The 19,950-nt window shown below is 71.9% G+C and carries 16 protein-coding genes; 8 read left to right on the top strand and 8 right to left on the bottom strand.

The window, feature by feature from the left end; translation table 11 throughout:
- Positions 1-126 precede the first annotated feature (126 nt).
- Complete coding sequence (recQ, locus tag M1D56_RS01800; RefSeq protein ID WP_282979348.1) at positions 127-2,121, bottom strand: DNA helicase RecQ; 1,995 nt, start codon at positions 2,119-2,121, stop codon at positions 127-129.
- An 86-nt stretch (positions 2,122-2,207) separates the two neighbouring features.
- Between recQ and M1D56_RS01795 the strand changes: the two genes are divergently transcribed.
- The 6 genes from M1D56_RS01795 to M1D56_RS01770 are packed head-to-tail and all read left to right on the top strand — an operon-like array spanning position 2,208 to position 7,536.
- Positions 2,208-2,546, top strand: coding sequence for a GNAT family N-acetyltransferase (locus tag M1D56_RS01795; RefSeq protein ID WP_271173511.1), 339 nt, complete (start codon positions 2,208-2,210; stop codon positions 2,544-2,546).
- Positions 2,543-3,529, top strand: coding sequence for a pirin family protein (locus M1D56_RS01790; RefSeq protein WP_456284493.1), 987 nt, complete (start codon positions 2,543-2,545; stop codon positions 3,527-3,529). Before M1D56_RS01795 ends, M1D56_RS01790 begins: the two co-directional genes overlap by 4 nt.
- 20 nt (positions 3,530-3,549) lie before the next feature.
- Positions 3,550-4,116 carry an ECF transporter S component gene (locus tag M1D56_RS01785; RefSeq protein WP_324012805.1) on the top strand — a complete coding sequence of 189 codons (567 nt, stop codon included), beginning with the start codon at positions 3,550-3,552 and terminating at the stop codon, positions 4,114-4,116.
- 45 nt (positions 4,117-4,161) lie between these two features.
- A complete protein-coding gene (locus M1D56_RS01780; RefSeq protein ID WP_456284492.1) occupies positions 4,162-5,865 on the top strand; it encodes an ABC transporter ATP-binding protein in 1,704 nt (567 codons plus the stop codon).
- On the top strand, positions 5,862-6,674 hold the full coding sequence (locus M1D56_RS01775) for an energy-coupling factor transporter transmembrane component T (protein ID WP_456284491.1): 813 nt from the start codon (positions 5,862-5,864) through the stop codon (positions 6,672-6,674). Before M1D56_RS01780 ends, M1D56_RS01775 begins: the two co-directional genes overlap by 4 nt.
- Before the next feature lie 22 nt (positions 6,675-6,696).
- Positions 6,697-7,536: a siderophore-interacting protein gene (locus M1D56_RS01770; protein WP_456284490.1), complete on the top strand. Its 840-nt coding sequence runs from the start codon at positions 6,697-6,699 to the stop codon at positions 7,534-7,536.
- Between the two features lie 10 nt (positions 7,537-7,546).
- Here the strand turns inward: M1D56_RS01770 and M1D56_RS01765 are convergent, their stop codons facing one another.
- On the bottom strand, positions 7,547-8,530 hold the full coding sequence (locus tag M1D56_RS01765; RefSeq protein ID WP_456284489.1) for a M15 family metallopeptidase: 984 nt from the start codon (positions 8,528-8,530) through the stop codon (positions 7,547-7,549).
- Positions 8,531-8,636: 106 nt separating this feature from the next.
- On the opposite strand from M1D56_RS01765, the gene M1D56_RS01760 reads away from it, so the two are divergent.
- A complete protein-coding gene (locus M1D56_RS01760; protein ID WP_456284488.1) occupies positions 8,637-9,692 on the top strand; it encodes an Rv2578c family radical SAM protein in 1,056 nt (351 codons plus the stop codon).
- Between the two features lie 4 nt (positions 9,693-9,696).
- Here M1D56_RS01760 and M1D56_RS01755 read toward each other — a convergent pair whose 3' ends face one another.
- The gene (locus M1D56_RS01755) at positions 9,697-10,614 is read right to left on the bottom strand and encodes an aldose 1-epimerase family protein (RefSeq protein ID WP_456284487.1); all 918 of its coding nucleotides are present in this window, start codon (positions 10,612-10,614) and stop codon (positions 9,697-9,699) included.
- Between the two features lie 105 nt (positions 10,615-10,719).
- Between M1D56_RS01755 and M1D56_RS01750 the strand changes: the two genes are divergently transcribed.
- Positions 10,720-12,930, top strand: a complete 2,211-nt coding sequence (locus M1D56_RS01750) for an MMPL family transporter (RefSeq protein WP_456284486.1) — start codon at positions 10,720-10,722, stop codon at positions 12,928-12,930.
- 60 nt (positions 12,931-12,990) lie between these two features.
- On the opposite strand, the gene M1D56_RS01745 is transcribed toward M1D56_RS01750, so the two are convergent.
- The 5 genes from M1D56_RS01745 to M1D56_RS01725 all read right to left on the bottom strand — a co-directional run bounded on the left by M1D56_RS01745 (position 12,991) and on the right by M1D56_RS01725 (position 19,891).
- Positions 12,991-15,015, bottom strand: coding sequence for a DEAD/DEAH box helicase (locus M1D56_RS01745; RefSeq protein ID WP_456284485.1), 2,025 nt, complete (start codon positions 15,013-15,015; stop codon positions 12,991-12,993).
- 365 nt (positions 15,016-15,380) lie between these two features.
- On the bottom strand, positions 15,381-18,713 hold the full coding sequence (locus M1D56_RS01740; RefSeq protein ID WP_456284484.1) for an efflux RND transporter permease subunit: 3,333 nt from the start codon (positions 18,711-18,713) through the stop codon (positions 15,381-15,383).
- A gap of 120 nt (positions 18,714-18,833) precedes the next feature.
- Positions 18,834-19,199, bottom strand: a complete 366-nt coding sequence (locus M1D56_RS01735; RefSeq protein ID WP_421075039.1) for a fluoride efflux transporter FluC — start codon at positions 19,197-19,199, stop codon at positions 18,834-18,836.
- Positions 19,196-19,591, bottom strand: coding sequence for a fluoride efflux transporter FluC (locus tag M1D56_RS01730; protein WP_324012823.1), 396 nt, complete (start codon positions 19,589-19,591; stop codon positions 19,196-19,198). Before M1D56_RS01730 ends, M1D56_RS01735 begins: the two co-directional genes overlap by 4 nt.
- A 111-nt stretch (positions 19,592-19,702) precedes the next feature.
- On the bottom strand, positions 19,703-19,891 hold the full coding sequence (locus M1D56_RS01725) for a DUF3073 domain-containing protein (protein ID WP_282979377.1): 189 nt from the start codon (positions 19,889-19,891) through the stop codon (positions 19,703-19,705).
- Positions 19,892-19,950: the final 59 nt, after the last annotated feature.

The raw sequence follows: 19,950 nt of genomic DNA, 5'->3' as shown, positions 1-19,950 counted from the left end.
GGGGTAGGGAGAACGCCATGCACGGGCACCCCCCGGGCACACTGTGCACACACGTCGAATTTGAGTATGGCGTTATATCAGTACGCGTGTCCAGTGTGGGATACCGGTTGTGACGCGGCGAGTCGCCTAATGCCGCGCAATGACGGCGAGCACGGCCTCGCCGTAGGCATCGCGCTTCTTGGCGCCGATGCCGGTGACGCCGTCGAGCTGCGACAGCGTCGTGGGGCGGATCTCCGCGAGTGCACGCAGGGTCGCGTCGCCGAAGACGATGTACGCGGGAACGCCCTGCTCGCGGGCCGTCTCCGCCCGCCAGGCCCGCAGCGTCTCGAACAGGTCACGATTCTCAGGCGCGAGCGCATCGGCGGCACTCGCCTTGCGCTGCGGACCGCGCGACGCGCGCCCGATGACGTCCTTCCGCAGCGGCACCGCCGTCTCGCCTCGGAGCACGCCCGCGGACGCCGGGCTCAGCGCCAGGGTGCCGTACTCGCCCTCGGCCGCGAGCAGGCCTCGCGCGAGGAGCTGTCGGATGACGCTGCGCCAGTCCTGCTCGGAGAGGTCCTGCCCGATCCCGTACGTCGAAAGCGACTCGTGCCCGAACTTCCGGATGCGATCCGTCGACGCCCCGCGCAGGATGTCGATGATGTGGCCCGCGCCGTACGACTGGCCGCGCTCGCGCTTCAGCCGCACGACCGTCGAGAGGAGCTTCTGCGCCGCGATGAGGCCATCCCACGTCTCGGGCGGCTCGAGGCACGTGTCGCAGTTACCGCAGGGGCCCGACTCCTGCCCGAAGTAGCCGAGCAGATTCTGCCGACGGCACGAGACCGTCTCGCACAGCGCGAGCATCGCGTCGAGATGCTGCCCCTGGCGCTGCTGGATGGCGCGGTCGCCGTCGCTCTGCTGGATCATCCGCCGCTGCTGCACGACGTCACCCAGGCCGTATGCCATCCACGCGACCGACGGCTCGCCGTCGCGACCCGCGCGCCCGGTCTCCTGGTAGTAGCCCTCGACCGACTTCGGCAGGTCGACGTGCGCCACGAAGCGGACATCGGGCTTGTCGATGCCCATGCCGAACGCGATCGTCGCGACGACCACCACGCCGTCCTCGCGGAGGAACCGCGCCTGATGCGCCGCGCGCATCCGCGCGTCGAGACCGGCGTGATACGGGATGGCGTCGATCCCCTGCTGGGCGAGGAACGCCGCGACCTGCTCGACGGACTTGCGGCTCAGCGCGTAGACGATGCCGGCCGATCCCTCGGGCTGCGAGCGGATGAACTGCAGCAGCTGGCGACGGACGTCGGTCTTCGGCTCGATGCGGTAGCGGATGTTCGGGCGGTCGAAGCTCGCGACGAAGTGCTTGGCCTCGGGGAGGCGCAGCCGCTCCGTGATCTCGCGATGCGTCTCGCGCGTGGCCGTGGCCGTCAGGGCCATCCGCGGAACGCCGGGGAAGCGCTCGGCGAGCCCGCCCAGCGCGAGGTAGTCGGGCCGGAAGTCATGGCCCCACTGGCTCACGCAGTGAGCCTCGTCGATCGCGATCACGCTGAGCGCTCCGCGCGCGAGCAGTGCGAGAGTCTGCTCGCCGTTCAGCCGCTCTGGTGCCACGTAGAGCAGGTCGAGCTCACCCGCGAGGTACGCGCGCTCGACCGCGGCGCGCTCGTCGGGCGCCTGCGTGGAGTTGAGGTACGCGGCCCGCACGCCGTTCGCGCGCAGCGCGTCGACCTGGTCGTGCATGAGTGCGATGAGCGGCGACACGACGAGCCCCGTGCCCTCGCGCACGAGCGCCGGCACCTGGTAGCAGACGCTCTTGCCGCCACCGGTCGGCATGAGCACGACGGCATCGCCGCCCGCGATGACCTGCTCGACGATCGCCTCCTGATCGCCGCGGAACGACTCGTAGCCGTAGACCGTGCGCAGTGCGTCGATCGCGCGGGGGAAGCGGGATGGCGCGGCCTGTGGCGCGCGGGACGGCTCGCGGGGCGCCCGGGGCGCGTCATCCGGCGGGATCCATCCCTCCGGCGGGCCGTCGTCGTACGGCTCCTCCGGCGGAACCCAGCTGTCGTCGTCGGGGATGCGCGCGACGATCCACGGATCGCCCTGGGGGTCGCTCTGCAGATGCGCGGGCATGCCCTCGAGTCTAAAGACGACCCGCGACATCCGGCCCCGGCGCCCGGGATCTGCCCTAGCGTGGAAGCCCCAGGAAAGGAGCGCCTATGAGTGATCTCACGGTCACCCGGAACGACGAGCTGAGCAGGTACGAGCTTCACGACGGCGAAGCAGGCGTCGTCGCGGGCTACGCGGAGTTCGAGCAGGGAACGGGCCGGATCCGGTTCACGCACACGGTCGTGGAGCGCGAGTTCCGGGGCCGCGGGTACGGCGAGATGCTCGCGTCCGACGCCCTCGCCGATGTGGCCCGCCGCGGCGACACGATCATCCCGCTGTGTCCCTTCATCGCGAAGTACCTTAAGGAGAACGAGGTCTCCGGCGCGGTCGTGCAGTGGCCCGACGGCACGCCGCACGACGCCGCGACCCCGGGAGAGCAGCCGGGATGACCCGGCTCGACGCCGGCGTCGAGGAGAGCGGCTCGACCCGGTGCGACGGCCCGCGGGCCGTGCTCCTCGCCGCGCGGGAGGTCCCGCTGGGCGGGGTGCGTGCGATGGAGGTGCACCGCTCGCTCCCGCAGCGCGAGCTCCCGACGGTGGGCGCCTGGTGCTTCCTCGACCGCTTCGGTCCGCAGGAGGCCGTCATGCGCGTCGACCCGCATCCGCACATCGGGCTCCAGACAGTGACCTGGCCGCTCGTCGGCGAGGTGCACCACCGCGACAGCATCGGCAGCGACGTCGTCGTCCGCCGCGGCTCGCTCAACATCATGACCGCGGGGGCCGGCATCTCGCACTCGGAGTACTCGCTCGGAGAGGGCGCTGTGCCCCTGGACGCCCTGCAGCTGTGGGTCGCGCTCCCCGAGGAGCGCCGCCACGGCGGCCCCGCGTTCGAGCGGCACGACCGCCTGCCGACCCTGTCGCTCCCGACGCGCGACGGCGACGCGGCACAGGCGACCGTCGTGGTCGGCGAGCTCGCCGGCGTCACCTCCCCGGCGACCATGCACACGCCCATCGTCGGCGCCGAGATCTCGCTCCCGCCCCGCTCTCGCGTGCGCGTTCCGCTGCAGCACGAGTGGGAGCACGCCGTCGTCGGCATCGAGGGCGACCTCCGAGTCGTGACCGGTTCCGACCTCGAGGACACGCCCGTGCGGGCGCAGGATCTCCTCTACCTCGGCGTGCACCGCGACGAGATCGAGCTCGCGACGGAGGAGGGCGCCCTCCTGTTCCTCATCGGCGGCGAGCCCTTCCCCGACGACATCGTCATGTGGTGGAACTTCGTGGGGCGATCGCACGACGAGATCGCCGTCGCGCGAGAGGAGTGGGAGGCGGCGGGGCCCCGTTTCGGCACGGTCGAGGGCCATCCGCCCGAGCAGCGCATCCCGGCCCCTCCCCTGCCGAACGTCCGCCTGACCACTCGGCGCCGTCGCATCTGAGCGGACTTAGGCTGGGCTTCGTGCCCCGCAACTCCGCCCTGTCCACGCGCGTCCTGCTCGTCTGCGCCGCGATCGGGGTCGCGACCGGCGCTCTCGGCGGCATCGAGGGATGGCTCGTCACGCCGGTGCTGGCCGGGGCGCCCATCATCTACGGGTTCCTCCTCGGCGTGCACGTGCTGCCGGGCATCGTCGCGCAGGAGCTGCTCCGGATGCCCTGGGTCGCGCTTCTCGCGCACGTGCTCGCCGCGCTCGTGAGCGCCGCGGTCGCGCCGCCGTTCACGCTCCAGTTCCTCATGACGGCGCTGCTCTTCGGCGGTCTGCAGGAGGGCGTCGCCGCCCTGTTCCGCTATCGCGCGTGGTCGTGGTGGCGCTTCCTCCTCTCCGGTGCGGCGATCGGCGTCTTCGTGGCGGTCATCGTCGCACTGGCCGCCGACATCGCCGCCCTTCCCACCTGGGCGCAGGTCGCCTACCTCGTGCTCTCGGTGCTCGGGCCGCTCGCCTGGACGCTCGTGGGGCTCGCCGTCGGCGCCGGCCTCCGACGCGCCGGCGTCGCGACGCCACGGAGGCAGCCCGCGCGGACCCCGTGAGCCGACAGACCGCTCACTCAGGTTAGGTAAGGCTAAATTGGTGGGGTGACCCCCGCCGACGACGAGCCGCTCCTGCGCGTGCGCGAGGTCTCGGTCGCCTATCCGGAGAGCGAGCGACGCGCACCGGACGGCGTGACGTTCGAGGTCCGGCGCGGAGAGGTCGTACTCGTCCTCGGACCGAGCGGCTCGGGCAAGTCGACGCTCGCGCTCACGCTCGACGGGCTCATCCCGCACGCGATCGACGCCGATCTCGCCGGCACGGTCGAGGTCGACGGCATCGACACCCGCGACAGCTCGCCGGCTCGGCTCAGCACACGCGTGGGCATCGTGTTCCAGGATCCCGACGCCCAGGTCGTCACCGCGACCGTGCTCGACGAGGTCGCGTTCACCCTCGAGAACCTCCTGCTCCCCGTCGACGAGGTGCTCTCCCGCTCCGAGGCGGCCCTGCGCCGCGTCGGGCTGTGGGAGCAGCGCGACCTCGACCCCGATGCCCTCTCGGGCGGCGGTCGCCAGCGCCTCGCGATCGCGTGCGCACTCGCGGCGCGCGCCGACGTCGTCGTCCTGGACGAGCCGACCGCGAACCTCGATCCGCGGGGCGTCGCCGACGTGTACGAGGCGCTGCACGATCTCGTGTCCGCCGGAGACCGGGCGATCGTGCTCATCGAGCACGATCTCGACGCCGCGGTCGCCCTCGCGACGCGCACGATCGTGCTCGACGCCTCCGGCCGGCTCGCGTTCGACGGACCGGTGGCCGAGGTCCTGCGCACGCGCGTCGACGCGCTCGAGCGGATGGGCGTCTGGCTCCCATCCGCTCTCATCGCCGCACGCCGCCTCGAGCGGCAGGGATGGCGGTTCGACGCCCTGCCGCTCACTCCCGATGAGCTCGCTTCGGCGCTCAACAGGCAGGGGCCGCCGTCGGGCATCGCACCGTGCCCGGCCGCGACCACCCAAGGTGTCGAGGCTCGCGGCACCGCCGTGAGCGTGCGCGGTCTCACCGTCCGCCGGGGCCGCGCCGTCGCCATCCGCGACGTCGATCTCGCTCTTCCCGCGGGATCGTTCACGGCCGTCGTCGGCACGAACGGCGCGGGCAAGACGACGCTCGTGCAGGCGATCGCGGGCGTCGTCGCCCCGCCGAAGCGGAGTGTGAGCGTGCAGGGCCTCGATGTCGGGCGCGCGTCGGCACGCGAGATCTCCGCGCGGGTGGGCTTCGTCTTCCAGAACCCCGAGCACCAGTTCATCGCGCACACGGTCTTCGACGAGCTCGCGCACGGGCTGCGCATCCGGCGGGTTCCCGAGCCCGAGATCCGAGAGCGCGTCGGCGAAATGCTCGAGCGCTTCGGCCTGACCGCGCATGCCGACGCGCACCCGTTCCGCCTCTCCGGAGGGCAGAAGCGGCGCCTGTCTGTCGGGACCGCCCTCATCACGGCGCCGAGCGTGCTCGTGCTCGACGAGCCGACCTTCGGCCAGGACCGCGCACGCGCCGAGGAGCTGCTCGGCATCCTCACGGGCCTGCACGAGGCGGGGACGACCGTCGTCATCGTGACGCACGACCTCTCCGTCGTCGAGCAGCACGCGACGCACGTCGCCGTCGTCGCCGACGGCACGGTCGTCGGGTTCGGCACGGCGGCGGATGTGCTCGACGACGCGGGGCTGCTCGCGCGCGCCGGTCTGCGGCCGCCGCCCCTGCGACGCGTGCTCGCAGCGCACCCCGCGGCAGCGGCCGCGCTCGAGGCGGAGGTGCCCGCGTGACGATCGCCTCGTCCTCGCTCGCGCGCACCGCGCCATCCGTCCGCCGCCGCCCTCCCCTCCTCGCCCTGAATCCGCTCGCGAAGATCGCCGCCCCGCTGCCGGCGATGGCGATCGTGCTGCTGAGCCGCGACCTCGCGACTCCCGCCGCCTTCCTCGCGCTCGCGTGCGCGCTCATCCTCGCGGGCGCCCGCCTCACGCGGCGCGTCGCGCTCCTGCTCGGCGTCGCCCTGCCCACGATGGTGCTCGCGATCGGCGCGGGGTTCTCGATCTGGACCGACGCCGCGACTGTCGCGGGGACCCCCGTCGTCGCGGAGATCGGCGGATGGCGGCTGCACGCGGGAGCGCTGGCCGTCGGCTTCGCGACGTCGCTGCGCCTCGCGGCGCTCCTCGCCCTCGCGCTCATCGGCGGCGCGACGACCGAGGGGCCCGATCTCGTGCGCGCCGCGATCCGGACGCTGCGGCTGCCGTACCGCATCGGCTACGCGGCGCTCGCGGCGTACCGGTTCGTGCCCCGGTTCCGGCACGAGCTCGAGCTCATCCGCGCGGCCCACCGCGTGCGCGGGCACCACGGCGGCCGGGGGCCGCTCGCGGCCGTGCGACGCGGATTCGGCACCATCGTGCCGCTGCTCGCGGGAGCCATCCGGCATGCCGAGCGCGTCGCTCTGGCCATGGATGCGCGCGCGTTCGGCGCCCATCCCACGCGCACCGAGCGGCACGTCGTGCTCTGGCGCACCCGCGACACCGTCTTCGTCCTCGCCTACTGGGCGTGCACCGCCCTGCTCATCGCGCTCATCCGCCCGTTCGGGTGACGCCCCGACCCGAAGGAACGCCATGGCCGTCGCCAGCCGACTCGTGAAGCCCGAGACGCAGGAGCTGCTGCGCCTGACCGTGCTGCGCACGCAGCGACTCTCCCCGCACTGGATGCGCGTCACCCTCGGCGGCGGCGACATCGCGCGCTTCCGCCCGATGGGCTACGACCAGTGGTTCCGGATCTTCCTCCCCGTGCACGGGGAGGCGGGGCTCGAGCGGGTGCCCGCGAAGGCGAACCGCCTCTTCGGGTACCTGAAGTTCCTGCGGATCCCCGAGGGGATGCGGCCCGCGATGCGCAGCTACACCGTGCGCGCGTTCCGCCCGGCGGATGGCGCGGCGGGCGCCGAGCTGGACGTCGACTTCGTCGTGCACGAGGCTCCGGATGGCTCGATGGGCCCCGCGCCGAGCTGGGCGGTCGCCGCGCAGCCGGGCGAGGACGTCGCGATCATCGACGAGGGCCTCGTCTTCCATCCCGAGCGCGGCACCGATCGCGTGGTGCTCGTCTCGGATGAGACGGGGGCGCCAGCGATCGCGGGCATCTGCGCATCGCTCCCCGCCGACGCGACCGGCCTCGCGATCATCGAGGTGCCGTCGCACGACGACGCGCTCCCGTTCGCGCACCCCGAGGGAGTCGCCGTGCACTGGGTCATCCGCGAGGATCCGCACGCCCGCCCGGGCGTCGCCGCCCTCGCGGCGCTGCGCGATGCCGCGCTCCCGACCGAGCGCTTCCACGCCTTCCTCGTCGGGGAGCAGCAGCTCGCCACCGGCGCGCGACGGCTCCTCGTCCACGAGCGCGGCGTCGACAAGGCCGATATCGGCTTCTGCGGATACTGGCGGGTCGGGGCCGGCGCGGGCGGGTGACCGAAGCCGCTCAGTCGGCGTAGTCGGGTGCGGCCGGGAGTCCGAAGAACTCCTCGAGCGTGTGGTAGCCGCCCTCGTGGTAGGCCTGCGCGAGCTCGACCCCGATGTAGCGCAGGTGCCACGGCTCCGGGTTGTAGCCGGTCGTGTCGGTGTGCCCGCTCTCGTAGCGGACGATCCAGCCGTGCCGCCATGCGTTCTCGACGATCCAGTCGCCCTGCGGCGTGCCGGCGATGTCGTAGATCGTGCCGCAGCTGCCCGACGTGCAGGCCACGACGTCGGCGGCGAGACCGAGCTGGTGCTCGCTGAAGCCCGGGCGCGCGGAGATCGCCTCGGCGCCCTCCTCTCCGAGCGCGCCGATCTGCCCCTGGAACGTGCTGACCTGGGTCTGATACGAGCGGTACCCGCTCTGGAGCGCCACGTCCCCCGCGCCCGATGCGGCGGCATCCGCCACGAGCGCGTCGAGCGCGGCGGCCGCATCCGGCCGCAGCCCGCCGCCGACGAGGCTCCGCGTGCCCGCGGGCACCATCACCTCGGGGGCGTAGTCGATCGGGTTCACGGGCCGCTGCTTGTTCACGACGACCCAGGGCTGCGTCGGGTCGTCGAGGCGGATGCACGAGGCGCCCTCCGCCGCCGCCGCGCGGAACTCCTCCGCTCCGCCGAACGCGGCGATGACCGCGGCGGCGTCTCCGGCCGCCGCTGCGGCGGGCGACGCGCACGGATCCTCCGCGACGACCACCTCGAACTGCGGCACGGGCAGCGACTCGATCGAGCCGTAAGGCGTCTCGACGGGCGCCGGCGACGCCGTCTGCGCCGACGACGCGTGCGCGGGGCGCTCGTCGTGGGCGACCGACCAGACGGCACCCAGGACGCACGCGGCGACGACGCCCGCTGCGGTCGCGAGCACGACGAGGCCGCGCCCTGAGAGCAGCCGCGGCGGCCGCGCCGCATGTCGCGCGACGAGCCCGCGGCGCCGTGCATAGCGCCCGTTCGTCATGCCCCCATTGTTGCGGACCCGACCCTGACGATCCTCCGACTCTCCGAATCGAACTTCTGTCCAGTATGGACTTGACATCAGTTTCGGATATCTGTTCTATGGAGGGATGAGGTGGCAGGGGCAGCGTCTGGGTGCCGTGGACGCATCGGCACTCCCCGGTCTCGACCGCGTCGACGCCGGAGTGCGGACCGTCACCACACCCGAGTTCGCGGGGATGACGTTCCACGAGGTGATGGCCAAGTCGGCGCTGAACCACGTTCCCGGGCCGAGCTCGATGCCGTTCGACTGGACGATCAACCCGTACCGGGGCTGCAGCCATGCCTGCGTGTACTGCTTCGCTCGCGGAACGCACGAGTACCTCGAGCTCGACGCCGGGCGCGACTTCGACTCCCAGATCGTCGTGAAGGTGAATGTCGCAGAGGTGCTGCGGCGCGAGCTCTCCCGCCGGTCGTGGCAGCGCGAGCACGTCGCGCTCGGCACGAACACCGACCCGTACCAGCGGGCGGAGGGGCGCTACCGGCTCATGCCCGACATCATCGATGCGCTCGCGGACTCGGGGACGCCGTTCTCGATCCTCACCAAGGGCACGCTGCTGCGGCGGGATCTCCCGCAGCTCGCGAGGCGCAGAGCGGATGTCGACATCTCGCTCGCGATGTCGATCGCCGTCTACGACGACGCGCTCCAGCACGCGATCGAGCCGGGAACGCCCTCGGCGCAGGCGCGGCTCGACACGGTCCGCGCGGCAGCCGACCTCGGATTCCGGGTGCAGGTCTTCCTCATGCCGATCGTGCCGCACCTCAGCGACTCGGTCGAAGCGATCGACGATGCGCTCGCGCACGTGAAGGCGTCAGGAGCGCACCGGGTCGTGTACGGCGCACTTCATCTGCGGCCCGGCGTCAAGCCGTGGTTCTTCCAGTGGCTGCAGCGCGAGCATCCCGACCTCGTCCCCGCGTATCGCGGGCTCTATCCCGGGGCATCCGTCGAGGCACCGAAGGGGTACCGCACGTGGCTCGCGCAACGCATCCGCCCGCTCATCCGCGCGCACGGACTGAACGGCTACGCCGAGGAGGACGAGCCCCCGCGCACACGCGTCACGCCGCGCGCGGCACCGCGGTTCATCGAGACGCGCTCGGCTCCGGCGGCGGCGCCCACGCTGTTCTGAGCGCTCACCCCGAGTACGACACACCCCACCGCAGCACCCACTCCTCGCCGGGCGCGAGCCACGTGAGCGCTCGACCGGAGTTGAACGCGTCGGCGGGGGCGGTCATCGGCTCGACCGCGACGGCCAGGTCGCGCCCGGGATAGTTCTCGGTCGTGAAGACCTGCACGAAGCCGAAGCTCTCGTCCTGCCAGACCGTGAGCCGGCGACCGTCCGGCGCCGTCAGAGTCGTTCGGGCGAGCCCATCCTCCCCGCGCACGACGCCGCCGTAGGCGCGATCCAGAGCGACGTCGCCGAGGCGCACGCCGCCGCGGAGATCCGTCGCGTCGTCGACGTCGTGCTCGGCGACCGGCAGCATCCGGTCATCCACCTCGAACCAGGTCGTGCCCGGCGCGGCGATCACGAGGTCCGCCGTGTCGACGCCGCCGATCTCGAAGAACGGGTGGGTGCCGAGCGCGACGGGAGCCTCGGCGTCGCCCGCGTTGCGGACGCGGTGCGTCACCGCGAGCCCGTCGTCGACCAGGGTGTACGTCACACTCGTCGCGAGGGTGAACAGGTAGCCGTTCTGGGGATAGACCACGGCCGACAGCGTGGCCTCCGCCTCGCCCGCGACGATCTCATACGGCGCGAAGCGGAGCAGTCCGTGGCTCGCGTTGCCGTACTTCGGCTCCGAGATGGCGAGCTGCTCCGTGACACCGCGCTGCGACCACCGGCCGTCGCGGATGCGGTTCGGCCACGGCACGAGCACGATGCCCGATGCGGATGGCGTCCGCTCGCCTTCCGGGTACCGCGACACGAGGTCGACTCCGCCGACCGTCAGCGCGCGCAGCGACGCCCCGACCTGCGCGATCTGCGCGGTGACCTCGCCCAACGCGCCCTGTGCCCGGAGAACGACCTGCTCGCCGGTCGGATCGATTCGCTTCATCGCCACTCCCTGCTTCCGCGACCACCCGCCGCAACCCCAGTATCGCGCTCCGCAGCCGTCCGAGTTTGCTAGCCTGGCTAAAGACTTTCGCCGAACAGGAGCTCCATGCGCGACCGCCGCACGCCCGTCGACCTTCCCTCCGCACCCCGGGTCCAGACGGTGAGGCCGCAGGACGGCAGCACCCCGCGCGCACCGCGATGGCTGCGCATCCTTCTCCCGGCGATCCTCATCCTCGTCTGGTTCGCGGCCGCCTCCATCGGCGGACCGTACTTCGGCAAGGTCGACGAGGTGTCGTCGAACGATCAGACGACGTACCTGCCCGAGAGCGCCGACGCGACCGCCGTGCAGCAGCGCCTGTCCGACTTCACGGACGGCGACGCGATCCCCGCCGTCGTCGTGTTCTCGTCGGATGAGCCCCTCGACGGCGATGCCCTCGCCGCGATCGACGACCGGCTCGCCGCCGCGGCCGACCTGCCCGCCGTCGACGAGGTGTCTCCGGCGATCCCCTCGGAGGACGAGTTCGCCGCGCAGGCGTTCGTGCCCGTGTCGTCGGAGGCCGATCTCGGGGAGGCGATCTCCGAGCTCGGGAGCACGCTCCGCGACGGACTCCCGGACGGGGTCGAGGTCCACATCACGGGCCCGGCGGGCTTCTCGAACGACCTCGTGTCGGCGTTCGCCGGCATCGACGGCATCCTGCTGCTCGTCGCGCTGCTGGCCGTGCTCGTCATCCTCGTGATCGTCTACCGATCGCTCCTCCTGCCGCTCGCGGTGCTGTCGACGAGCCTCTTCGCGCTGTGCGTCGCGCTGCTCACCGTGTGGTGGCTCGCCAAGGCGGGCGTCCTGCTGCTGAGCGGGCAGACGCAGGGCATCCTCTTCATCCTCGTCATCGGGGCCGCGACCGACTACTCGCTCCTCTACGTCGCCCGCTACCGCGACGAGCTCATCCACGAGGAGCGCCGCTGGACCGCCTCGATGCGCGCGCTGCGCGGGTCGTTCGAGCCGATCCTCGCGTCGGGCGGCACCGTGATCGCCGGGCTCCTCTGCCTCCTCCTGAGCGACCTCAAGTCGAACAGCACCCTCGGCCCGGTGGCCGCCATCGGCATCGTCTTCGCGATGCTCTCGGCGCTGACGCTGCTGCCCGCTCTGCTGTACGTGTTCGGGCGGGCGTCGTTCTGGCCCCGCCGCCCGGTCTACGCGCCGAACGCGCCATCGGCCGCGGTGCCGTCGCGCGGGCTGTGGGCGCGTGTCTCGCGTCTCGTGGAGCGACGGCCCCGACTCATCTGGATCGTCACGGCCCTCGTCCTCGCGGCGGGGTCGCTCGGCTTCGCCCAGTTTCAGGCGTCGGGCGTGCCGCAGTCGGAGCTCGTGCTCGGGTCATCCGAGGCGCGCGACGGGCAGGCGGTGCTGGGCGAGCACTTCGCGGCGGGCTCGGGCAGCCCCGTGTACGTCGTCGTCGCGGAGGACGACCTGCAGGCCGCGGCCGACGTGCTCCTCGCCGAAGACGGGATCGACGGCGTGGCCGTGTCGGCCGACACCGACAGCGGCACGGCGCCCGTCACGGAGGACGGCGTCACGGCGTTCGGCCCTCCCGGAACGCCCGCGCCCGCGCCGACGGTGGCGGATGGCGATGTGCTGCTCCAGGGGACGCTCGCGGATGCCGCCGACTCGGCTGCGGCGGAGCAGACGGTGCGCGACCTGCGCGCGGCCCTCGAGGACGCCGTTCCGGGTGCGCTCGTCGGAGGCGTCACGGCGACCGACGTCGACACGAACGACGCCTCGATCCACGACCGCAACCTCATCATCCCGGTGATCCTCGCGGTCATCCTCGTGATCCTCATGCTGCTGCTGCGCGCCATCCTCGCGCCCGTGCTGCTCATCCTCACGACCGTGCTGTCGTTCGGAACCGCGATGGGCGTCTCGGCGCTCGTCTTCAACGAGCTCCTCGGCTTCCCGGGCGCCGACCCCGCCGTGCCGCTCTACGGGTTCGTCTTCCTCGTCGCACTCGGCATCGACTACAACATCTTCCTCATGACGCGCGTGCGAGAGGAGTCGCTCGCGCACGGGACCCGCGACGGCGTCCTGCGCGGTCTCGCGATCACGGGCGGCGTCATCACGTCGGCGGGCCTCGTGCTCGCGGCGACGTTCACGGCGCTGTCGGTGATCCCGGTGCTGTTCCTCGTGCAGCTCGCGTTCATCGTCGCGTTCGGCGTCCTGCTCGACACGTTCGTCGTCCGCTCGCTGCTCGTGCCGGCGCTCGCATACGACATCGGCCGTGCCGTCTGGTGGCCGTCGAAGCTCAGCCGCGGCGAGCGCTGACCGGAGCGCTGATGCAGAACGGCCCCGTCGGATGACGGGGCCGTTCTGCATGCGCGGGGGCTACGCGGTGAGCTGCTCCGCGGTGGGGGCGCCCGCGAGCTCCTCGAGGAGGTCGTCGCCGGGGCGCACCTGATCGAAGGGCGCGTCGATCTCGGCCCGCTCGAGCAGCTCGCTCATGCGGCGCTGGCGCATCCGCGTGATGAGCGTGACGACACGGCCCTCGCGGCCGGCACGACCCGTGCGGCCCGCGCGGTGCAGGTACGTCTTGTACTCCGTCGGCGCGTCGGCCTGGACCACGAGATCGACGTCGTCGACGTGGATTCCGCGCGCGGCGACATCCGTCGCGACGAGCACCTGCGCGCGACCCTTCGAGAACTTCTCGATGTTGCGCGTGCGCTTGGCCTGGTTCAGGTCGCCGTGGAGGGCGACGGCCGTGAGTCCCGCATCTTCGAACTGCTCGACGAGCTGCTCGGCGTAGGCGCGGGTGCGCGAGAAGACGAGCGTCTTGCCCTCGCGGTCGACGAGCGTCTCGAGGATCTCGCCCTTGCTGCGCTGGTCGATCACGAGCACGCGGTGGTCGATCGTGCCCGAGTCCTGCGTCTCGCCGGCGACCTCGTAGACCGACGGCTCGACGAGGAACTCGTCGACGAGCGCGGCGACCTCGCGGTCGAGCGTGGCCGAGAACAGCAGCTTCTGCGATCCGTCGGCCGTGAGACGGAGGAGACGCTGAACGGGCTCGAGGAAGCCGAGCTCGCACATGTGGTCGGCCTCGTCGAGGACGGCGATGCTGATCTGCGAGAGGTCGAGCTTGCCCTGCGCGTGCAGATCCTCCATGCGCCCGGGAGTGCCGATGATGATGTCGACGCCCTTCTTCAGCGCGCCCACCTGGCGGGCCTGCGGCACGCCGCCGTAGATCTGCGTCGTGAAGAGGCCGACGCTGCGCGCGATCGGCTGGATGGTCCGGTCGATCTGCAGGGCGAGCTCGCGGGTCGGGGCGAGGATGAGCGCGACCGGCGCGCGGCCGAACTCGCGCTTCTGGCCGGCCTTCGAGCGGAGCACGCGCTCGACGAGCGGTGCGCCGAAGGCGATGGTCTTGCCCGAGCCCGTGCGTCCGCGAGCGAGGACGTCGCGGCCCTCGATGATCGGCGGGATGGTCGCAGCCTGGATCGGGAACGGCTTGGCCGCGCCGAGCTCGGCGAGCGCGCGCTCGATGTTGTCGCCGAGGCCGAGCTCGCCGAACGACACGTCGACGGCCTCGGTCGTCTGGATCGCCTGGGCCTCGAGACGCTCGTGGACGACGTCGATCTGCTGCTCCTGTGCGGCCGAGCGCGCGGGGCGCTCGTCCCGACGCGGACGGTCGTCGCGGAACGACGGGCGGTCCGCGCGGGGCGCGCGGTCGTCCCGGTTGAAGCGCGGGCGCTCGGTACGGTCGTCGCGGTTGAAGCGCGGGCGCTCGAAGCCGCCCTCGCGACGCTGGTAGCCACCTTCGCGACGCTGACCGCCGAAACCGCGGTCCTCCCGACGCTCGAAGCCGCCTTCGCGACGCTGGCCGGCGTATCCGCCCTCGCGACGCTCGTAGCCACCCTCGCGGCGCTGACCACCATCGCGACCGGCGAAGCCCTCACGACGCTGGCCGTTGAAGCCACCCTCGCGACGCTCGAAGCCACCCTCGCGACGCTGACCGTTGTCACGACCGGCGAAACCGCCCTCACGACGCTGGCCGTTGAAGCCACCCTCGCGGCGCTCGTAGCCGCCCTCACGACGCTGGCCGGCGTAGCCGCCCTCACGGCGCTGACCGCCGTAACCACGGTCGTCGCGACGCCCGTAACCGCCCTCGCGGCGCTGGCCGGCGTATCCGCCTTCACGACGCTGACCACCGAAACCGCGGTCGTCGCGGCGCTCGAAGCGGTCGCTCGACGAGCGGTCGAAGCGGTCGCCGTCACGCGCGGGGCGCGCGTCGTCGCGACGCGGGCCGCGAGACGCCCCGTCGTTGCCGCGGAAGGGGCCGCCGGGCTTCTTCTTGGCGTAGCGGGGGTCGAAGTTCTGAGCCGGACGACCGCCGGCGGGCTTCTTGTTCTTGGGCATGGGTGTGTCCTTCGGGTTCTCGCACGAGAACAGCGCTCGACGCACGCAGGCGCGAGCAGACCCGGACAGTCGTCGGCCGGGGGCCATTCATGTGATGGTTCATGCGCGTCGATCGACGCTCACCATCGGCCCCTGGACTCACACCTTGCCAAAACGTCCGCGCTGCGCGCGCGGTGTCCGAAGCCGACCGCACGACACTACCGGACCGGTCTGGGAATCCGCCCGGCAGGCCATCCGCCGTTCCCGGAATCGGACCCGTGGTGCCCCTGCCGACTCATGAGCACGACACGCGCACACCAGCCCCAGCGATCCGATTCCAGACACCGGAAACCCGCGGGCCCCCGCCGCGCCCGCGCCAGCCCCACCTACTGCGGTCGGTGCTGCACCGGCGAGGCCGCCGGCAGACCGCCCGCGATCGTCGCCGTCTGGGTCGGAGTCGCCGTCGGCGCGACGTACACCGGGGCACCGACCCGCTCCCCCGCGCGCACCTCGGGAGCCGCCGCGCCGCGACCGCCCTGCGCACCGCCATCCGCCGTGGCGCCGTCAGCCGGCCCGTCGCCGGTCGGCTCATCCGGGGCCGTGCCTTCGCCGTCCGAGCCGCCGCGGCCAGCGCGCTTGGCGGCACGGCGCTCCTTCGCGCCCTCGACGAGGTTGTAGAGCGTGGGCAGCACGATGAGCGTGAGCAGGGTCGACGAGACGAGGCCGCCGATCACGACGATCGCGAGCGGCTGCGAGATGAATCCGCCGTGGCCGGTGATCCCGAGGCCCATCGGCGTGAGGGCGAAGATCGTCGCGAGCGCGGTCATGAGGATCGGCCGGAGTCGCATCGACGCCCCCGCGAGCGTCGCGTCGTGCGCAGACAGCCCGCGCTCGCGGTACTGGTTCACGAGGTCGACGAGCACGATCGCGTTCGTCACGACGATGCCGATGAGCATGAGCACGCCGATGAGCGAGGCGACGCCCAGGGGCACGCCCGTCACGACCTGCAGCAGGATGGCGCCGGTCGCCGCGAACGGGACGGAGACGAGGAGGAGGATGGGCTGCCGCAGCGACTTGAACGTCGCGACCATGACGACGTAGACGATGAGGATGGCCGCGAGCATGGCGAGGCCGAGCTGCGCGAACGACTCCGCCTGCTGCTCCGCCACACCCCCGACCGAGGCGGTCGCGCCGTCGGGCAGGTCGGCCGCGGCGATCGCGGCGGAGGCCGAGCCGGTCGCGACCGCAAGGTCGTCGACGGAGGGCGGCACCGTGATCGTGGCCGTGCGGCGTCCGCCGACCGTCGTGATCGAGGCGGGGCCCTCGCTCTCCTCGATCACGGCGAGATCTTCGAGGGGCACGACGCCGCGGGCCGTCGGGATGGCCAGCTCGCGCAGCTCCTCGACGGTCGCGGGCGGGTCCTCGGCGGCGATGTACACCGTCAGCGCGGTGTCGCCGAACTCGACCGTGCCCGCCTGCTGCGGCTGCATCGCGGACGAGACGATCGAGCCGATGGCGGCCTCGGAGAGGCCGGCCTCGGCAGCGGCCGCGCGGTCGACCTCGACGGCGATGTACGGCAGCGACGATGCGAGGTCGTCCGTCACGGTGCCGACGCCCTCGCGCCCCTCGAGCTCGGCGACGATCGCCGCGGTGGCATCGGCGAGCGCGTCGGAGGTCGGCGCCTCGACGCTGATCTCGATGTCGGACGAGCCGAATCCGGACGACCCGGCGACGGTGATCTCGCCGGCGCCCTCGAGCCCGTCGAGGGCCTCCTCGACCTCGGCGCGCAGAGCCTCCTGGTCGACGCCGTCCTCGGTCATGACGGAGTAGGTGACGCCGCCGCCCCCGCGGAACGCGTCGGACAGCGCGGATCCGCTCGAGCCGATCGAGGCCTGCACGGCCTCGATGCCGTCGATCCCGTCGAGCGCGTCCTCGACCTGGCGAGCCGCGGCATCCTTCGCCTCGAGGCTCGCCGTGTCGCCCAGGTCCTGCGAGATGGTCATCGTGTTCTGACCCGAGTCGCCGAGGAAGTTGACCTTCATGAGCGGCGCGGCCGCGACCGTGCCGACGAGCACCAGCACGGCGAGCACGAGGGTGATGCCCGAGTGCCGGAGGGTCCATCCGAGCACCGGAAGGTACGCACGCTGCAGTCGCGACGGCGGAGCGTCGGGGTGCTCGGGGTCGATCGGGCGCCCCTCCGCGTCGAGCAGCGGCTTGCCCGGGCGCATGAACCAGTACGCGAGCACCGGCACGATCGTGAGCGCGACGAGGAGCGACGCGCTCATCGCGATCGTGACCGTGAGTGCGAACGGCCGGAAGAGCTCGCCGACCATGTCGCCCACGAACACGATCGGCAGGAACACCGCGACCGTCGTGATCGTCGACGCCGTGACGGCTCCCGCGACCTCTCGGACGGCGAGGCGGATGGCCGCGCCCTTCTCGGCGCCGCGCACGTAGTGCCGCTTGATGTTCTCGATCACCACGATCGAGTCGTCGACCACGCGCCCGATCGAGATCGTGAGCGCGCCGAGCGTGAGCATGTTGAGCGAGTACCCGAAGGCCTGCATGCCGATGAACGTGACGAGCACGCTCGTCGGGATGGAGATGGCCGTGACGATCGTGGAGCGGATCGACAGCAGGAACACGAGGATGACCAGCACGGCGAAGACGAGACCGAGCAGTCCCTCCGTGGCGAGCGTCTCGATCGACTCGACGATGTACGGCGCCTGGTCGAACACGATCGTGAACTCGGCGTCGGGGAAGGTCTCGCGCAGCTCGTCGATGACCGCCTGCACGCCTTCGGACACCTCGACCGTGTTCGCCGCAGGCAGCTTCGTGATCGAGATCGAGATCGCGTCCTCGCCGTTCACGCGCGACAGCGAGGTGGCCGGATCATCGGTCTGCTCGACCTCGGCCACATCGTCGATCGTCAGCGCGGGCGGCACGATCGGCTGCCCCGTCGTCGGGTCGACCGTCGGGGCGGCGGCCGCGGCGAGGGGAAGCTCGCGCAGCGTGTCGAGATCCTCGATCTTCGCCCCGGTCTGGACCGTGAGCGTGCGGTCGCCCTCCGTGATCTCGCCACCGGGGAAGAGGTTGCCGTTCTGCTGCAGCGCATCCGAGATCGCCTGCTGCGTGAGGCCGTTCCCCGCGAGCGCCTCGGCGTCGGGGGTGATCGTGATGCGCTGGCCCGTGCCTCCGACGATCTCGGCCGAGCCGACGCCGTCGACGTCCTCGATGTCGGGGATGGCGATGCTCTCGAGCTGCGCCTGCGCGTCCTCGCCGAGACCGGAGACCGCGACCTGGATGACGGGCAGGTCGTCGATGCTGACCGACAGCACCTGCGGCTCGACGTTCTCCGGCAGCTGGCTCGAGATGCGGTTGATCGCCTGCTGCATCTTCTGCTCGGCCGTCGCGAGGTTCGATCCGTAGGCGAACGTCGCCTGCACGATCGACGCGTCGGTCGTCGATGTCGCCGTGGTCGACTCGAGACCCGCGACGCCCTGCACGGCCGTCTCGATCGGCGTCGACACATCGGATTCCACGACCTCGGGCGATGCCCCGGGGTAGGTCGTCATCACGACGAGCGTCGGGAGCTCGATCGACGGGATCAGCTCCTGCTTGAGGCTCGTGAGCGACAGGCCGCCGAAGACGGCTGCGCAGATCGTGATGAGCGCGATGAGGGCGCGGTTCTTGAGGCTGAGGACGGCGAGCTTCGACACGGATCTCTCTCGTTGGTGGAGCGTGACGCGGGAGCGGACGGACCGATACGGTCCTGTATCCGCGTCGTCATTCTCTCAACGGGGCGCGCACCGGCGCCTCCACCTACGGGATGATCCTGATCAGACCAGGGCACCGATCGCGACACCGGCCGCGGCGGCCGCCACGCAGAGCGCGAGGGTCCCGAGCGCGTCGAGAAGCGCCTTCCGCACCTGGCCCTCACGGAGGAACGCCGCCGCATCGAGCGACACCGTGCTGAAGGTCGTGTAGCCACCCAGCAGCCCCGTCCCCACGATCGCGAGCCACGGCCATCCGAGCGCGGCGCCCGTGAGCACCCCGAGCGCGAGCGAACCCGACACGTTCACCGCGAGGATGGCCCAGGGGAAGCCGCGTGGGACGACGCGCGAGAGCAGCACGTCGACGAGCCAGCGCAGGCCGGCGCCGATCCCGCCGGCCAGGGCGACAAGCGCGACGAGACCGGGGGTCACGCTGCGGCCCCGCGCGCGACGCGCGCGCCGACGACGAGACCCGCGAGCGCCGCGCCGACCGCGAGGATCACGAGCAGGGCCGAGCCGGCGAGCACGAGCGCGATCTGCGGGCCAGGGGTCGCGCCCGCGACCTGAACGGCGAACGCGCTGTAGGTCGTGAAGCCGCCCAGCACGCCCGTCCCGAGGAAGCCACGCCATCGTGCATGCCGGGCACCGCATACGCCCGCGACGAACCCGAGCAGGAGCGATCCGACCACGTTGATGACGGCCGTCATCCAGACGACGGAGCCGTCCGGGACGAGCGCGGTCAGCACGTGCCGTGCGGCGACGCCGATCGCGCCGCCCGCGCAGACGAGGGGCAGCAGCTCCCAGCGGATGGGTGCACGCGTCACGAGCGAGACACTACCGGCTCGACGCACGTGCGCCGGTGCCCGTCGCGCAGGCACACGAAAGTCGCCGCGGAGGGTGCTCCGCGGCGACTTTCCATGATGATCTGAGAAGGGCTAGGCCTTCTCGAGCTCGTCTTCGTCCTCGTCCTCGTCGGCGTACTGGTCAGCCCAGCGGTCGACGTACGGGTCGTCATCCGGATGCGCGAGTTCGCGTTCCAGGGCCCGATAATCGACGCTCGGGCTGAACGACTTGAGTTCGCGGGCGAGCTTTGTGTGCTTCGCCTTCTGACGGCCACGCCCCATGCGCGAGACCCCCTTATGTTGAGCAGCATCGGGCTTCATGCGCCGGCCCGTATGCATAA

This window comes from Microbacterium sp. JZ101 (genome assembly GCF_053903175.1).
This window is presented reverse-complemented; position numbering and strand designations above follow the sequence as displayed.

Excerpts from the sequence above, each read along its gene's own strand:
- M1D56_RS01795 (WP_271173511.1), top strand. The coding sequence starts at position 2,208 with ATGAGTGATCTCACGGTCACCCGGAACGACGAGCTGAGCAGGTACGAG.
- M1D56_RS01725 (WP_282979377.1), bottom strand. The coding sequence starts at position 19,891 with ATGGGGCGTGGCCGTCAGAAGGCGAAGCACACAAAGCTCGCCCGCGAA.
- M1D56_RS01765 (WP_456284489.1), bottom strand. The coding sequence starts at position 8,530 with ATGACGAACGGGCGCTATGCACGGCGCCGCGGGCTCGTCGCGCGACAT.
- M1D56_RS01760 (WP_456284488.1), top strand. The coding sequence starts at position 8,637 with ATGAGGTGGCAGGGGCAGCGTCTGGGTGCCGTGGACGCATCGGCACTC.
- M1D56_RS01790 (WP_456284493.1), top strand. The coding sequence starts at position 2,543 with ATGACCCGGCTCGACGCCGGCGTCGAGGAGAGCGGCTCGACCCGGTGC.
- M1D56_RS01755 (WP_456284487.1), bottom strand. The coding sequence starts at position 10,614 with ATGAAGCGAATCGATCCGACCGGCGAGCAGGTCGTTCTCCGGGCACAG.
- M1D56_RS01750 (WP_456284486.1), top strand. The coding sequence starts at position 10,720 with ATGCGCGACCGCCGCACGCCCGTCGACCTTCCCTCCGCACCCCGGGTC.
- M1D56_RS01770 (WP_456284490.1), top strand. The coding sequence starts at position 6,697 with ATGGCCGTCGCCAGCCGACTCGTGAAGCCCGAGACGCAGGAGCTGCTG.
- recQ (WP_282979348.1), bottom strand. The coding sequence starts at position 2,121 with ATGCCCGCGCATCTGCAGAGCGACCCCCAGGGCGATCCGTGGATCGTC.
- M1D56_RS01745 (WP_456284485.1), bottom strand. The coding sequence starts at position 15,015 with ATGCCCAAGAACAAGAAGCCCGCCGGCGGTCGTCCGGCTCAGAACTTC.